General features: G+C 30.4%; 17 protein-coding genes. 10 read left to right on the top strand and 7 right to left on the bottom strand.

Annotation, left to right across the window (positions count from 1 at the left end; all coding sequences use genetic code 11):
• Window positions 1-200, top strand: a 200-nt coding sequence (locus tag AVBRAN12640_RS09110; protein WP_336612995.1) for a hypothetical protein, incomplete at its 5' end; no start/stop codon positions are given.
• Between the two features lie 49 nt (window positions 201-249).
• Entirely contained in the window at window positions 250-708 is a 459-nt protein-coding gene (locus tag AVBRAN12640_RS09115) for a hypothetical protein (RefSeq protein ID WP_336609058.1), read from the top strand.
• Between the two features lie 97 nt (window positions 709-805).
• On the opposite strand, the gene AVBRAN12640_RS09120 is transcribed toward AVBRAN12640_RS09115, so the two are convergent.
• On the bottom strand, window positions 806-1432 hold the full coding sequence (locus tag AVBRAN12640_RS09120; RefSeq protein ID WP_336609057.1) for a hypothetical protein: 627 nt from the start codon (window positions 1430-1432) through the stop codon (window positions 806-808).
• An 8-nt stretch (window positions 1433-1440) separates the two neighbouring features.
• Window positions 1441-2118 (bottom strand): LexA family transcriptional regulator, encoded by a 678-nt coding sequence (locus tag AVBRAN12640_RS09125; RefSeq protein WP_336609056.1) that lies wholly within the window; start codon window positions 2116-2118, stop codon window positions 1441-1443.
• Window positions 2119-2269: 151 nt separating this feature from the next.
• Here AVBRAN12640_RS09125 and AVBRAN12640_RS09130 point away from each other — a divergent pair, with 151 nt between their 5' ends.
• The 8 genes from AVBRAN12640_RS09130 to AVBRAN12640_RS09165 all read left to right on the top strand — a co-directional run bounded on the left by AVBRAN12640_RS09130 (window position 2270) and on the right by AVBRAN12640_RS09165 (window position 9592).
• The gene (locus AVBRAN12640_RS09130; RefSeq protein ID WP_336607349.1) at window positions 2270-2449 is read left to right on the top strand and encodes a hypothetical protein; all 180 of its coding nucleotides are present in this window, start codon (window positions 2270-2272) and stop codon (window positions 2447-2449) included.
• A complete protein-coding gene (locus tag AVBRAN12640_RS09135) occupies window positions 2449-5457 on the top strand; it encodes a DDE-type integrase/transposase/recombinase (RefSeq protein ID WP_336609055.1) in 3009 nt (1002 codons plus the stop codon). The genes AVBRAN12640_RS09130 and AVBRAN12640_RS09135 overlap by 1 nt, the downstream gene beginning before the upstream one ends.
• Before the next feature lie 57 nt (window positions 5458-5514).
• Window positions 5515-6414, top strand: coding sequence for an AAA family ATPase (locus AVBRAN12640_RS09140; protein WP_336609054.1), 900 nt, complete (start codon window positions 5515-5517; stop codon window positions 6412-6414).
• Window positions 6415-6602: 188 nt separating this feature from the next.
• Complete coding sequence (locus tag AVBRAN12640_RS09145) at window positions 6603-7223, top strand: DUF3164 family protein (protein ID WP_336609053.1); 621 nt, start codon at window positions 6603-6605, stop codon at window positions 7221-7223.
• A gap of 66 nt (window positions 7224-7289) precedes the next feature.
• Window positions 7290-7535 carry a hypothetical protein gene (locus AVBRAN12640_RS09150; protein ID WP_336609052.1) on the top strand — a complete coding sequence of 82 codons (246 nt, stop codon included), beginning with the start codon at window positions 7290-7292 and terminating at the stop codon, window positions 7533-7535.
• A complete protein-coding gene (locus AVBRAN12640_RS09155) occupies window positions 7532-7972 on the top strand; it encodes a phage protein GemA/Gp16 family protein (RefSeq protein WP_336609051.1) in 441 nt (146 codons plus the stop codon). Before AVBRAN12640_RS09150 ends, AVBRAN12640_RS09155 begins: the two co-directional genes overlap by 4 nt.
• On the top strand, window positions 7969-9252 hold the full coding sequence (locus tag AVBRAN12640_RS09160) for a DnaB-like helicase C-terminal domain-containing protein (RefSeq protein WP_336609050.1): 1284 nt from the start codon (window positions 7969-7971) through the stop codon (window positions 9250-9252). The genes AVBRAN12640_RS09155 and AVBRAN12640_RS09160 overlap by 4 nt, the downstream gene beginning before the upstream one ends.
• Window positions 9253-9328: 76 nt before the next feature.
• On the top strand, window positions 9329-9592 hold the full coding sequence (locus tag AVBRAN12640_RS09165) for a Mor transcription activator family protein (RefSeq protein ID WP_336607357.1): 264 nt from the start codon (window positions 9329-9331) through the stop codon (window positions 9590-9592).
• Here AVBRAN12640_RS09165 and AVBRAN12640_RS09170 read toward each other — a convergent pair.
• Genes AVBRAN12640_RS09170 through AVBRAN12640_RS09190 form a run of 5 tightly spaced genes read right to left on the bottom strand, consistent with a single transcriptional unit; the run spans window position 9575 to window position 13911 of the window.
• Entirely contained in the window at window positions 9575-10039 is a 465-nt protein-coding gene (locus AVBRAN12640_RS09170; RefSeq protein ID WP_336609049.1) for a phage virion morphogenesis protein, read from the bottom strand. The two genes, AVBRAN12640_RS09165 and AVBRAN12640_RS09170, sit on opposite strands and share 18 nt — an antisense overlap.
• Entirely contained in the window at window positions 10036-11013 is a 978-nt protein-coding gene (locus AVBRAN12640_RS09175; protein WP_336609048.1) for a phage late control D family protein, read from the bottom strand. Before AVBRAN12640_RS09175 ends, AVBRAN12640_RS09170 begins: the two co-directional genes overlap by 4 nt.
• Entirely contained in the window at window positions 11007-11207 is a 201-nt protein-coding gene (locus AVBRAN12640_RS09180; RefSeq protein WP_336609047.1) for a tail protein X, read from the bottom strand. Before AVBRAN12640_RS09180 ends, AVBRAN12640_RS09175 begins: the two co-directional genes overlap by 7 nt.
• Complete coding sequence (locus AVBRAN12640_RS09185) at window positions 11204-11572, bottom strand: phage tail protein (protein ID WP_336609046.1); 369 nt, start codon at window positions 11570-11572, stop codon at window positions 11204-11206. Before AVBRAN12640_RS09185 ends, AVBRAN12640_RS09180 begins: the two co-directional genes overlap by 4 nt.
• A 2-nt stretch (window positions 11573-11574) precedes the next feature.
• The gene (locus AVBRAN12640_RS09190) at window positions 11575-13911 is read right to left on the bottom strand and encodes a phage tail tape measure protein (protein ID WP_336609045.1); all 2337 of its coding nucleotides are present in this window, start codon (window positions 13909-13911) and stop codon (window positions 11575-11577) included.
• Between the last annotated feature and the right edge of the window lie 41 nt (window positions 13912-13952).

A 13952-nucleotide genomic window follows, 5' to 3' on the forward strand; every position in this document is an offset into this window, starting at 1 on the left:
ATAAACCTTGTAGTTATGCAATAACAAATTTAAATAATTTGAGTTTAGAACTTAGCCCTAATCTTAATAGAATTTATGATTCTTTTACTAGGTTATTTATTGATAATTATTATCTTCAATTAGATAGTAATTGCTCTAATGATGTTTATACAAATTATTTAAATAAATTAAAAGGAGAATTAAATGAAAACAAGTTATAAAAATATTAGTAATTTTTATAATTAGTTTTATTAAATATAAAGGATAAATTTGAATATAGATAATTTAAAAGATTATAAAATAAAAAACGATTATTTATATAGTTTAGAGCTTATTAGATTTATTAGTGAAATTTTCGTAATTTTAATTTTATGTCGCATAATTTATGTTGGTATAGATAATTTAATTTTTTTATATAATAGACCAGAACGAATAATGTCGGATTTGTGGTGGATAAAAAGGATGGATGAAGCAATACTTCGTAGCATATTCTTTATTATATTCTTTTTAAACCTTAGACAAATAAAAAGACTTAGATTTGTTAAAAATAATGATTTTTATATTAGCGTAGATAATGAAAAGATATATTTTGAAACATATACAATAGATAAAGAAGGTCTTTTTGGTATAGCAAAAAGTTACAAAAAAGTAACCACAACAATAAATAAAAGCGATATAGTTTTTAGATTGCAATCCAAATATAAACCGAAATTCTATTTGTTACACTGAGTGAATATTTTCTAAGCTTAAATGTTACACTGAGTGAATATTTTGGTGAAAATAGCCAGTAAATCTTAATTATTATAATTAATAAAATAATTTAATTTTATTTTAATATATACTTAAATACAAAATTTGTACTTATACCTAAGTATTTATTTCTTTCATTTATTACTTCAATTAATCTTATTAATTCTAAGATATTATACATTTTTAGTTTTATTCCATTAAAATTAAAATCACATAAATGTAAATTAAAGGCATTGTCTTTAAAATAACTGAAATTAAAAACGTGATGATGCCTAAATACTAAGCAGTCTTTATGATTATAACCATCTTCTACAACTGCTATTTTCCCATTTTTATTATCTTCAATTGTAAAGGCTGCATATTGAAAGTTATGGTCGCTTCTATAAATATATGGGGCATAATAGTATTTCACGCTTGTTTCAAAGAAATAAAACTCATCACTTGCAGATACTGTATCCAAGTCTAAATTTAGCTCAAAACGTGTATATAATTTTAATTTATATCTCATTGGATATATAATTGTATTTACTCTTCTTTGTAGTGTCCTACCAGCACAAGCTATATGTCTGTGATAATAAATACTGCCACACTTTTTGCATTTAAGGTATTTTTTTAATTGGCGTGTATTACAATAATCAACTGTGTTGCATTCTCTACAATAATATATTATATCTATTTCATACTTATCATTCTGTTTATTCATAATCTACCTTAATTGTTTATTTTTATAAAAGCCCGTTCAAAATCTTTTATAGAAATAGCTTTACTAACAACTCCTATGATTTTTGTATTTTCAAAGTCTTCTTCATTGATTTTAAAATCAGGATAAAATGAATTTAAAGAACTAAGTGTTATTTCTTTTGTGTAAGGATTTTTTAATATTTTTTTACAATATATATCGCCATTAATATTAATAATAACAATTTCCCCATCCTTTATACTATTAAAATCATTTTTATTTCGCTCTACAACTACAAATTCACCGCTGTGAACAAATGGTTCCATACTATCACCATATATTTTAATAATATCTATATTTTTTGCATTATTTACATTTAATAATTCTTTTGCAAATGATTTATCAAGCACTATTTCACTACATTGCTCATCACAATTAATTACGCCATATCCTGCAGATGCACTTATATCTTGATAATATCTTACACTGATTACATCTCTTACAGGTGCAATCTCATCATAAAACACACTCTCTAGTCTTATATTGTTTTTCTTGCAAATATCAAGTATTAGTTCATAAGGAATTGAGTTACGAAATTTCCAACTTTGCAAAGTGCCATAAACGACATCGTATTTATTACAGAATTCTTGTTCGTTATCAATACCTAGCATATTTAAAAGTTTTGCAATCAATTCTTTAGCAGTTTTCATAATTTAACCTTTACAATTTTGTAAATATTTTAACAAAATTTAGTTTAATTTTCATTTTGTATAAAAAATAATTTCAATTTACATAATTGTGTATTGACTTTAATTTCATTTTGTAGTAACATTTACAAAAAAGTAAAGCAAAGGACTAAAAATGACTATTACAGAACGCATAAAGAATCAATTTGGTTCATTAAAACATTATGCAAAATGTAAAAATATCAATTATGGCTCATTGAGAAATTATATTACTGGTAAAAGACCAGACCTTGTAACGATAGAAAAAATCCTAAAAGAAGATGGCTTTATTAAAGATACAAAGGAAATCGCATAATGCCATTTATTGCTACAAAATACGCTGCATTAATATTTAAAGTAACAGAGAGCAACTTAAGATATGCAGCGATAAATAATTCTAAAAAATATACCTACACAAAATTTCAAAACAAGCTTTTATTTAAGGTAACAAATTCTCAACTTAGTATTGCTTTACATAAAGGTTTGATAGATGTTAATACTCCAATTTATAGCGATAAATTAACATTAATTCAAGACTTTTTCAAGACTAATTCAACAAGGAGAGTTAATGGAGTATTTTATAGCGTTGATGACAAGCTTTGTAATAATGATTTACATTGTGTTATCAAGAATGGAAAAGAGATTGGAAAGAGTGATAACTCTTTTGGAACAAAAAAGGGACAAGGAGCAGTAGATGGATGCAATTCAAATACTTTTACATCTTCTTCAAATATTGTGCTGGGTTGTAGTGCTGTTGGAGAGTTTAAACATAAGGGTATTTTAACAAATAATAAAGGAGCAGTAGATGATACAGCTAAGCAAGAAAGAAGCGAGAGTGATAAGAGACAATATGAAAGCAGTCAAGAGGTTTTTACGCAACATGGATGCGAACTTGAAGCTGGGTCGCTATCAGGATGTAGAGACGGACATAAGATATGCACTAGCGTTTTTAAAACCTCAAATCAAGAAACTAAACACGATGATAAAAGCGAACAAGGAGAGCTAAATGACACTACTAGAACAATTAACACAACAAGCAAAAGAAAATGGTGGGAATGTAAGTATATCAATGGGGTTAATTATAGACAAACTATTTACACAACAAATCAAACTAGCTCTTGGGAGCTTACAGATAATTTTAGAGCCTTACGAGTACGAGGATGCGGATGTGGATACAGCATTTACAATCTTACACGCATTGTTACCAGAGGATTTGAGAATTACAATGAAAGAAATGGCAAGTCAAGATGGAATAAACAAGGCGAGAATACTTCAAAAGCTATTAGCGAAAATAAAAGAAGAACTAACGAGCAAGGAGAACTAAATGCTAATAATAAAGAGAACTCAAGCGATATTGGAGATAACTTCTCTAATGGAAAGCACGATGCAAGAGATAGAGAAGCTAGAGCAAGAATATACGAGAGCGTTGGATGTAACGATACTAGACCAGCTAATGCAAGAGAAAACAAAGGAACTAGAGAGCTTACACAATCAACTTGCATACTACTTTCTACCACAAAGAAACTTAGCGAATACCCAAGCATCAGCACTAGCCAAGCTGATGAACTAAGCACTCTAAATGAGTGCTTAAACGAGCGTAATGCAGTGGGGGATTACGCTCTTTTAAGAACTCGTGATGAAGAATTGGCAGCAGCAAATGAAAAAGCCATAATTCTTAGCAAAATAGAGCAAAGAGTAGCTAATAATGAAAGCATAAAAAGTATTTGTAATGAGCTAAATATCTCAAGAATGCAGTATTATAGAATGCTAAAAGCTTATAAAACTCAAGGCTTAGCAGGACTTGTAGATAAAAGAACTACTGCTAAAGATAGTAAAATTGGTGAGATTATACCTGATGTTTTAAAAGAACAAGCTATTATGATTTGGCGTGCGTGCGGTGCTGGTGGTATAAATTATGCCCAAATGCACGAAAGCCTACACAATTACGCAGGTATGAAGCTAGGATATGATTATCAAAAGTTTTTAAAAGGTAAAACAGAAGAGCTCTTTAGCGTAAAAACTCTAATTGCTTTTATGGATGAATATAAAAGAATTAATCATTTAGAAGCTTCTATCGTTGAAAAAGGACTTGATAAGACAAAATCATACAAGCAACCAGCACAAGGTAATTCAAAAAATCGTGTAAGTGAGCGTAACGAAATGTGGGAAATAGATAGCTCACCGCTTGATTGTATGCTACAAGATGAAAACGGCGTAGAGTTTAGACCTCACATTTTAAGTGTTATTGATATTTATTCAGGTCGTATGGTTTGTGCTTTAGGTGATGTAAGCAATGCTTTAAGCCTTGTTAGGCTTTTATGGAAAGCAATTGATACTATGGGCTTACCTATGAAAATTAAAGGCGATAATGGGAAAGATTATCTAAGTAAGCATTTGCAAGGTGTTTTATATAGACTTGGCATTACTTATGATTTTACAGCACCTTATAGTGGAGAATTAAAGCCATTTGTTGAAAGAGCATTTAAAACTATTCAGCATAGTATTATATCACTTTTACCTGGATACTTAGGGCATAACTTAGCTACTCGTGAAATCATAGAGCAAAGAACACCTAAAAAAGAGCGTAAAGCTAAAAATGAGTTTGGTAAGGTTAAAAAAACAAATCAAAGCCATTTAATGGATTTTAGCCAAGCAGAGCAAGTGCTAGATACTGCTGTAAATAAGTGGAATATCATATCAAATAAGCGTGTAAAAAATAGAATTTCAAGAATTGATGCGTTTAATAGCTGTGATAATCCACTTATAAAAATGACTTATGAGTATTTTTTAGCTCGTGCTGGTGAATTATATGAGAAAAAAGTTCAGAAAAAAGGTATCAATATTAATTCTCGCACTTATATAAGTGCAGATATGCCAAGTGTAGGAACTAGCATAAAAGTAGTTACAAATATAGACAATATAAGTGAAATTTATGTTTATGATGAGAAATTTAATTTTATTTGTATAGCACGTGATAACACTATAGCTGAACTTAGTGCAGAAGAACTAAAAGCTAATAAAAAAGCATTTGCTAAAGAGTGTCAAGCAATTAATAAAGTTATTAAAGATACGAATATCAGTGAATTTACTAAGCTTACACTAGAACACGACAAAAAAGTTATAAAACAACTCCACGAAGAAAAACTAAAAGATGAAACGATAATTTTAAGAGATGATGAAGCTAGTAAAAAATACAAAGAAAAAGGCAAGTTGCTTAAAGAAGTTAGCACTTGCAGTGACTACACAGCTCCAAAAATACAAACAAAAGATGATGAAGATGAGATGAGTTATGAAGACTTAATAAAAAATTCAAAAATCGGCTAAAAGCTGATTTAAGGGCTTAGCAAAGCTTTTAAATCAATTTTTATGAAAGGATATGCAATGAAAATTAAAGCAAGATTAGATGCTTTTTGCAAAGAGCAAGGCTTAAGTAACGCTCAAGTAGCAAAAAGCATAGGTTTTAGTGCTGCTTATCTTAGCAAGGCACTAAATAAAGACGATTTTAAGTATAAAACAGAAGTATTAACAAAGCTTGAAGACTTTTTAAATTCATTCGCACCAAAAAAAGCACAATTATCTAGCGATTTTATTCACACAATAGACGCTAAAGCAATTTTCAATGTGATTGATTGGGTTGTAGCAGATGGCGAAATGGGTGCAATAATTGGCGTTGCTGGAAGTGGCAAGACAAGAGCTATTAAAGAATATGTTAGCACACACCCGCAAGCTTTATTGTTTGAGGGAGCTACTACGGTTACTCCAAAAGCTTTATTAAATGCTTTATGTAAATTACTTGGAATAAATAGCGTAGGCACAAGCGATAATGTTTTAAGAATAATTGCAAATGAATTAACACGCAGAACTCACACTCTAATAATTGATGAAGCAGAGCATTTAAATCATCGTTGCTTAGAGATTTTAAGAAGAATACATGATTTTTCAAGCACTCCGCTTGTGTTAGTTGGAACAAATAAGCTTTTAAACAATCTTAATGGCAATGGAAAAAACAACTACTACGAATATGAGCAATTAAGCTCAAGAGTTGGGTCAAAATGGATTTTAAAAGGCTTAGCAAATGATGAAGCTATGAGCGATTTAAGGCAAGTTTGCAAAGATTACGGAGTAGTAGATGGTGAATGCATAAACACCATTTACGCACTAGCAAGGGGTAATTTTAGAAGCACATTAAAGCTGCTAAACAGAGCAAAAAGACTAAACCAAAACATAAGCGTCAAAACACTTAAAAACGCAGCTTCAATGCTACTTATAAAGGGGGCGTGATGAAGTATTTTATGATTAAAGGACTACGAGCTGATTATTCAAGCAAGTATTTTTATACTGATGGTGAGCTTATTTATCGCTATGGCGATAGCAAAATCGTTGATATTTTAAAGATTTGAATGTTTATTAAGCCCTTACAACAAGGGCTTAAATAAGCATTTATGCTAATTATTTTAAAAGGAGATTTTATGGCAATCGTAAATGATGAGAAAAAATGGCTTAACGCTAGAAATGAATGGGTGCATCCTGATTTAATCAGAGCTGATGAGAAATTAAAAGACCAGTTGGTTGAGTGTATTTTAAGAAAAGTTGAAGAGCATAATAAGATTTTAAAAGCTTTAAAAGATGATATTAATAATGATATTGAAAGCTATTTAGACATTTTATTAGAAAAATACAATATCAATGCAAAAGATAATGCAAAAAAAGGCAATTTTACATTTGAAGACTATGCAAAAACTCTAAAAGTTCAAGTTCAAATGTCAGAAAAGATTAATTTTAACGAAAAACTAAACATAGCAAAAGCAAAGATAGATGAATATTTAAATGATATCGTAAAAGATAGTAGCGAAGACATTAAAGTATTGATAAATAAAGCTTTTGAAGTGGATAAAAAAGGTAATTTAGATAGTAAAAAGATTTTATCACTTCGCTCTTATGATATTAAAGATGCTAGATGGCAAGAGGCAATGGAAATTATCAGTGAAAGTGTAGAAATTGTGGGCATTAAGCCTTATATTAGATTTTATAAAAGAGATAAAGCAACTGATAGCTGGGCTAATGTAAGTTTAGATTTTGCAAATATTTAAAATAGTTTTGCAACGCACTTGCAAAAGCGTTGCAAAGCCTTTTTAAGTATTTAAAAAAGGGTTAAAATGATATTAAGAAGCTTAAGAAAAATTATAAAACTTGATGATTATGAGCTTATTTTTACTGAACTAAAAAGACTTGACTATGTGCCTTACTTATTGTATTTAAACGAAGAATTCGGAACTAAAGGATTAAGTTATGAAGAGCTACGCCTTTTTGGATACAGAAAGCTAACTTTACCAGAATGTAAAAGTGCTTTAGATAAAGCTTTAACTAAGATGATTATGACAACTTATAAGGCTTACAAATGACACCAAAACAAAGAAAATTTAGAGCTGATTTAATAAAGATTATTCATATCTTAAAAAATGATAAAGCTATGGATGATGAGATGTATCAAGCAATTTTATTTGAAAGATACGGCGTAGATAGTAGCACACTTTTAGACATTGATAAGCTTAAAGATTTTGCTTTAGTGCTTGGCTATAAAGGTTTTGAAACTAAAAAAGCAAAGGCTAATCGTGAAGTAGAAAGTCACTGCGATACAAACAATCGTGGCACTTCTACAAAGACACAAATCGCTACAATTTTAAAAATGTGGCGTAATTCAAAAGTAGTCAAAAATAAAGACATCACAGGGCTTTTAAGCTATTGTAATCGTATCTTGGGCTACATTCCGTTTTCTTTAGGAATGATGAGTAAAAAAGATGCGTCTAAAATGATAAATGCTATAAAGAATTTAAAATGAATGATTTAGAATTAGAATACGCAGTATTACTTGCTTGTATTGAAAACAACGAAAACATAAGTGAAATAGTTAATATTTTAAATAAAGCTGATTTTTCTAATAAGAAAAATGGCGAAATATATGAGTTTTTATTACACAAAAACTCTTTAAATGAGAGTGTAGATTTAAAGACTTTAAAAATTGCTATTAATTTAAATGAATATCATTTAAGAGAACTTGAGAATGCAAATTCATTTATAGATATTAAAGAATACGCAAAAATACTTAAAGATTTAAGCGTTAAAAGAAGCCTTTTTGCACTATGTTCTAATACTATAAGCGAGATAAAAGCTAGTAGTATTAATGGCTACGATTATGCGATAAATCACCAAAACAAACTCATAAAAATACTTGAAAGTAAGAACAATGAAAGCATAAAAAATAGCGTTCAAGGAATAAATGAGTTTTACACAGAGCTTAATCGTGTTGCTAGTATTGTTGATAAAAACCTTATAGGTTTAGATACTGGCTTATCTATGCTAAATTATTATACAAAAGGTTTTAAAGCTGGAGAGTTAATAATTATAGCTGCACGACCAGGAAATGGTAAAACCACACTAGCTTTAAATGTGGTGTTAGCAGCACTTAAGCGTGATAAAAATGTATTGTTTTTTAGCTTAGAACAAGAAGCACATAGCTTATTTGCAAAGCTTATAAGCTCTGATACAAGTATCAATTTAAGCTCAATAATTGAAGCAAATCTATTAGATTATGAAATAGATAGCATTCAAGCAAGTGCTAATTTTTTAAGCACTAAAAAGCTTTTTGTATATGATGGAGGCTTTTTAAATATAGATGAATTAAGACTAAATGCTAGAAAATATCATAAAGAGCATAAACTAGATTTGATTGTTTTAGATTACATAGGTTTAATGAACTCAAATATTAAAGCTGAAAGACATTTACAAGTTGCAGAAATTACACGTAACTTAAAAATGTTAGCACTAGAGCTTAAAATCCCTATTATTGCACTAAGTCAGCTTAATCGTGCGATGGAAACAAGAGCTAATAAAAAGCCACTTTTAAGTGATTTAAGAGAGAGTGGAAGCATAGAGCAAGATGCTGATATAGTATTATTTTTAAGCGAAAACGAAAATCCAAAAGGTTTAGAAGAACGCCCTACAATTTTAACTATAGCAAAAAATAGGCGTGGAGAATGTGGCGACATTTTCTTAGACTTTAAAGCTAGAATTTCAAGATTTTTTATCTGTGAAAATTCACATCAAGTAGAAGTTTTATAAGTTTTGTTAAAAAACTTTTACTTAACTTATTGTATAATTTCTCACCCACACAATTCAAATCAAAAAGGTTTTTTTAATGTTTTATAGTTTTATAGAATATGCAAAAACGCATTCTACTGAAGATATTATGCGTGAATGGGGTGGAGTTAATATTTATATACCTAGCAAAAAAGATGATTATGCTGAACTTATCGCAAAATACAACGAGTTAAAAGATAAAGTGGAGCATTCAAAACTTATTTTTCAACTTAGTAGAGAGTTTGATTTAAGCACAAGTCGTGTTTATGCACTAACTAAAGAGCATAGACCAAGTGATTTAGGGCTATTTGCTAATCTTTAAAGCCCTTTTTATTGTGTTTTCAAGCTCTTTTAAAAGCTTTTCTTTTATTTCATCGTTTAGCTCTGCGTTTTGTATGGTTTCTCCTTTTATCGGCAAAAATGGACGTGCAGGAATGCCATTTTTAGAGCCAAACTGATGAGAAAGCCCATAAGAAAAACCACTTTTAGACTTACCACGATTATTAAAGACAAAAAAGCCTTTATTATCCGCTTTAGTGTCCCAATGATTGCCTAAATCCCCTGTATTAAAAAGCAACTTATGGTCTTTTTTATCTTTTCTTTTAGCCCATTTATTGCCTTTTGCATCACTTTCATTTTCAAAACAATCTTCTATATCTTTAAGTAGTGTTGAAGCCATATTGCTATTTGCACGAGTTAAAAGCTCACTACCTTGAAGATTTGCTAAATCTTTTAAAATGCCTGTTAATTCATCAAATTCTTTATTCACGCTTCAAACTCCACATTTAAACTATAAACATCACTACTTAGAGTATGATTTACGCTTGTTATACTAAATATTCCGATGTTTTCAATCTCTAAATACCCACCAGCTGATATTTGTTGCCCAGCACAAATTAAAGAGCCTTTTACACCACCCTTGTTAAGTTCGCTTAGCCTTGCTGTAGCTATGCTTTTAAGCTCTGCTTCGCTTTTGTTTGCACTTTCTTTTATCTTATAAACATTATTGCCATCACCGATTTTTACTCTTGTAAGTGTTGCGCTATTTGTATTATGACTTGTGATTTCACAAGCGTCGTATTTTATGCGATTATTTTCAGTGATGCTTAAAGCAAAACAATCACTAATTTTAAGCTTAAAGCTTGGTAAATCTTCATTTTTGCTTTCTTTTTTACTAGCTATTACTTTATAGCCGTTCATTTCAGCACCTTTTGCAGTAAGAATTAAGCAATTATTTTTAATAGCACAGATAAAGCCGTGCTTGTAAGCAAGATTATAAATAAACTCTATATCGCTTGAATTATCTTGTAAAATATGATTTATTTTTACATTGTAGGCTGCGTTTTGCACTTTTGCACTTAGATTATTACGATTTGCAATAACTCCTGCAATTGCTCCTAAATTTGTATTTGCAAAGGTTTTTGAGTGTTTTATTTTAACTGATGAACTAAAATTAACAGCTGTAGCTCTTACTTCAGTTGTATTATTTATATAATCAATAGTACATTCACTTATACTAAATGTCCCGCATTCAAAAAGCTTTAGCTCTTCATTTACAATATAACCTAAGCTTAATTTTAACTCATCACTAAAAGCAGGACGCACAAATATACCATTTACTACAAAACTCATCTCATCGCTTTGAACTCCTACCTTATCACTAAATTCAAGACTTATTAAATTATCTTGTATAGTTTGTGTTATATCTTTATCATTTGCAATTAGCTTGAATGTGCCTACCATAGCGTTTTGCTCTTACTTTCTTGTTTTATATTTGGTGCAATATCTGGTAAATATACCTTATCCCCTGCATCTAAATGAGTTTTTGTGATTAAATGTGGGTTTAATTCAAGCACTAAGCTAAAATTATCAAGGCTTTTTAAATGCTTATATACTAAATAATCTAATCTATCGTTATCACTTGCTATTACTATCATTCACCAACCTTTTTAAGTTTAATTGTAAAATTTTGAGATAAAAACGCCCCACTTGGCAAGTAATTAGCCGTTTCTTCAACTATATCAACTACAACAAACAAACCAAAATACTCACCTAAGCTATTTGTTAAACTCTGTGGCTCGTTACTCTCTGCGATTTGCTTTAATAAATCAAGTGTTTTTAGTCCATCTACGCGTGGAATTGTGTGTCCTTTGATTTCTAAATCAACTTTTGTTTTTACGTTTTTAAAAAATGCTGGATAGTTGTTTATTCTATCATTAAAGCCTAAAGCGTAATCAGTTGTTTTAGTTACGCTTTCATTATGACGCTCATTAAATGTAAAATCTCCTAAAGCAAAAACCATTTTTAACCTCCTACAATGCTTCTATTTTGTGCGTTTGCGTTTGCTTTATCTATTGCTTTTGTAACTGCTTGTGTTATTTGTGCAGTTAGTGCATTTAAATCAAAATTGCCATTATTTGTAGCTATTTTTATCTCTCCAAAACTAAGATTAATAGTAAAATCTTGTTTAATCTCACTTTTTGCACTCATTACGGCAGTGTTGAGTTGTTCAATTTCTTTACTACTTATTACTTGTGGTGTTTTTTTGCTTTCTTTTTCATCACCAAAGCCAAAAAAATCAGTAATAGAGCTAAAAGTATCAGTAATCCAAGCAAATTTTGAAGCTATCCAATCAAATATCGCACTAAATTTGCTCTTAATAAACTCAATTGGCGACGAGAAAAACTCACCTAAAGATTTTGCACCAACGCTAAAAATATTTGTAAATGCACTAAAACTATTGCAAATACTATCCCAAAGCCCACTAAATAAGCTTTTAATACTTTCAATAGGAGAACTAAAAAACTCACTAACAATACTAACACCACGCTTAAAATTATCAAGCCAAGTATTAAATAATGATTTTACACCACTCCAAAGCCCACCAAAAAGCCCTTTAATACTCTCAATAGGTTTAGCAAATACACGAGCTAAAAAGCTACATAAACTCTTAGTCCAAGATTTAATCCTATCCCAGTTTGAATAAATCAAAACTCCAAGGCTAGTAATTGCAACAGCGATTAAGCCGATAGGATTACTTGCAAGAGCAAGGTTAAACACTCTAACAGCAGCTGCACCAAATTTAAAGGCTTTGCTTAGCCCACCACCAAGCAAACTAGCCAAACCCATAAGTGCTGATTTACTTTTGCTAATGCTTGAAGTGATTAGGCTTTTACTAAATGCTATACTAGAAATTGCTGCTTTTCTAAATCTTACTTCAGCACCAACAAGACTAAGCCACAAATTCTTTTTAAGCACACCACCTAAAATCATCGCTACATTTTTAGCATATATCATATTTTTAGCCATATTTACCTTGCTAAGTGTTAGTAGTGCTGATGCAGCACGTGCTGTGCTAAGTACAACTTGTAAGCTCATAAAAGCTCCTGCTGTGCCAACAACGACTTTAGTTAGCGTTGGATACTTGCTCATCATATCGCTAGTAAAGCTTAAAACACTGCTAAGCTTATCAATTACGCTGCTAACAATAGGTAAAAACACATTGCCTATTTGAATACTTAAAGTTTTTAGCTGATTTGTAAATACACCCACACGGGTATTAAAAAGCTCTTTAATAGCCTTAGCTTCATCATCTAAAGCCCCTTTATTTTTACCTATATTTGCCGTTGCTTCGTTGTATTTGTCTAAATTTTCAACAAAAGCATTCATAATACTAGCATTCCCGCCAAACATAGAAACTAAAAGCTCGTTATATTGTTTTTCATTAGCTTTTTTAGTAATTTTTAATCTATTGAAAAATAAATCAAGTGTAGCTTTTGGGTCTATTTTCATACCGATTTCTATCTGCTGTGCATCCATACCCAAGTTTGCCAAGCTTTGCTTTACATTATCGCCAAGACTTGTGATATTCATAAGCTTTTCATTTAAGCTATTTATAGAGTTTTCTGCTTGTCCTTCATCTTTTGCAACTTGCAAAAATGCTGCACTTAAAACGGCACTTTCATTCGCACTAAGCCCAAACATTTTTGCATTTGCACTTATTTTACTTGTTAGCTGTGCTATGCTTTTAGCACTTGCACTAAATTTATTACTAAGTGTAAATATTTCATCTCCGAAATTTAACGCATCTTTACTATTTAGCTTAAAATGAGTATTTAGAGTGCTTAGCATTTCGTTTGTCTCATCTGTGCTAAAGCTTAAAGCCATTTGAAGCTTAGATGCTGTGTTTAAATACTCTTTTAAATCGTTTTTAGGAACACCCATTTTTGCTATGTTTTGCCCTAGATTTGCAAGTTCAGCACTAGAAATATTTACCTTATTACTTAAACTTAAAAAATATTCATTCATATCTTTTAGCCCTGCATTATCAAGCTTAGCGGCATTATTAAAATCAGCTAATGCACTTTCATAATCACCGGCTAATTTAACAGGCACGGCTAATGCTCCAGCCTTAGCTATGTTTTTAGTTAAATCATCTTTAAAGGCTTGTAGTTTTTCTTTAGCAAGTCCAGCTTTTATATCTAAATTATTAAGCTTATTTATGCTTTTTGTTAGATTATTCATTTTATCAGTGCTAAGCTTTGCAATTTTGCCTAGCTTTTCTAATCTTTCTTGCTGTGTTTTTAGCTTATCAAATCCGCCTAAGGCTAACTTTAGCCCTAAGCCAAACTGCATATCCATTAAGCTCTCCTTAATATTGTTTATTTATAATGCCCCTGCAA

Origin of the sequence: Campylobacter sp. RM12640, assembly GCF_020137595.1 — a bacterium.
In the GTDB taxonomy this organism is placed as follows: Bacteria; Campylobacterota; Campylobacteria; order Campylobacterales; family Campylobacteraceae; genus Campylobacter_E.

What these genes read in the sequence shown, in the direction of transcription:
- AVBRAN12640_RS09175 (WP_336609048.1), bottom strand. Translation starts at nt 11,013, where the DNA reads ATGGTAGGCACATTCAAGCTAATTGCAAATGATAAAGATATAACACAA.
- AVBRAN12640_RS09125 (WP_336609056.1), bottom strand. Translation starts at nt 2,118, where the DNA reads ATGAAAACTGCTAAAGAATTGATTGCAAAACTTTTAAATATGCTAGGT.
- AVBRAN12640_RS09155 (WP_336609051.1), top strand. Translation starts at nt 7,532, where the DNA reads ATGACACCAAAACAAAGAAAATTTAGAGCTGATTTAATAAAGATTATT.
- AVBRAN12640_RS09135 (WP_336609055.1), top strand. Translation starts at nt 2,449, where the DNA reads ATGCCATTTATTGCTACAAAATACGCTGCATTAATATTTAAAGTAACA.
- AVBRAN12640_RS09190 (WP_336609045.1), bottom strand. Translation starts at nt 13,911, where the DNA reads ATGGATATGCAGTTTGGCTTAGGGCTAAAGTTAGCCTTAGGCGGATTT.
- AVBRAN12640_RS09165 (WP_336607357.1), top strand. Translation starts at nt 9,329, where the DNA reads ATGTTTTATAGTTTTATAGAATATGCAAAAACGCATTCTACTGAAGAT.
- AVBRAN12640_RS09130 (WP_336607349.1), top strand. Translation starts at nt 2,270, where the DNA reads ATGACTATTACAGAACGCATAAAGAATCAATTTGGTTCATTAAAACAT.
- AVBRAN12640_RS09160 (WP_336609050.1), top strand. Translation starts at nt 7,969, where the DNA reads ATGAATGATTTAGAATTAGAATACGCAGTATTACTTGCTTGTATTGAA.
- AVBRAN12640_RS09150 (WP_336609052.1), top strand. Translation starts at nt 7,290, where the DNA reads ATGATATTAAGAAGCTTAAGAAAAATTATAAAACTTGATGATTATGAG.
- AVBRAN12640_RS09120 (WP_336609057.1), bottom strand. Translation starts at nt 1,432, where the DNA reads ATGAATAAACAGAATGATAAGTATGAAATAGATATAATATATTATTGT.
- AVBRAN12640_RS09185 (WP_336609046.1), bottom strand. Translation starts at nt 11,572, where the DNA reads ATGGTTTTTGCTTTAGGAGATTTTACATTTAATGAGCGTCATAATGAA.
- AVBRAN12640_RS09140 (WP_336609054.1), top strand. Translation starts at nt 5,515, where the DNA reads ATGAAAATTAAAGCAAGATTAGATGCTTTTTGCAAAGAGCAAGGCTTA.
- AVBRAN12640_RS09180 (WP_336609047.1), bottom strand. Translation starts at nt 11,207, where the DNA reads ATGATAGTAATAGCAAGTGATAACGATAGATTAGATTATTTAGTATAT.
- AVBRAN12640_RS09145 (WP_336609053.1), top strand. Translation starts at nt 6,603, where the DNA reads ATGGCAATCGTAAATGATGAGAAAAAATGGCTTAACGCTAGAAATGAA.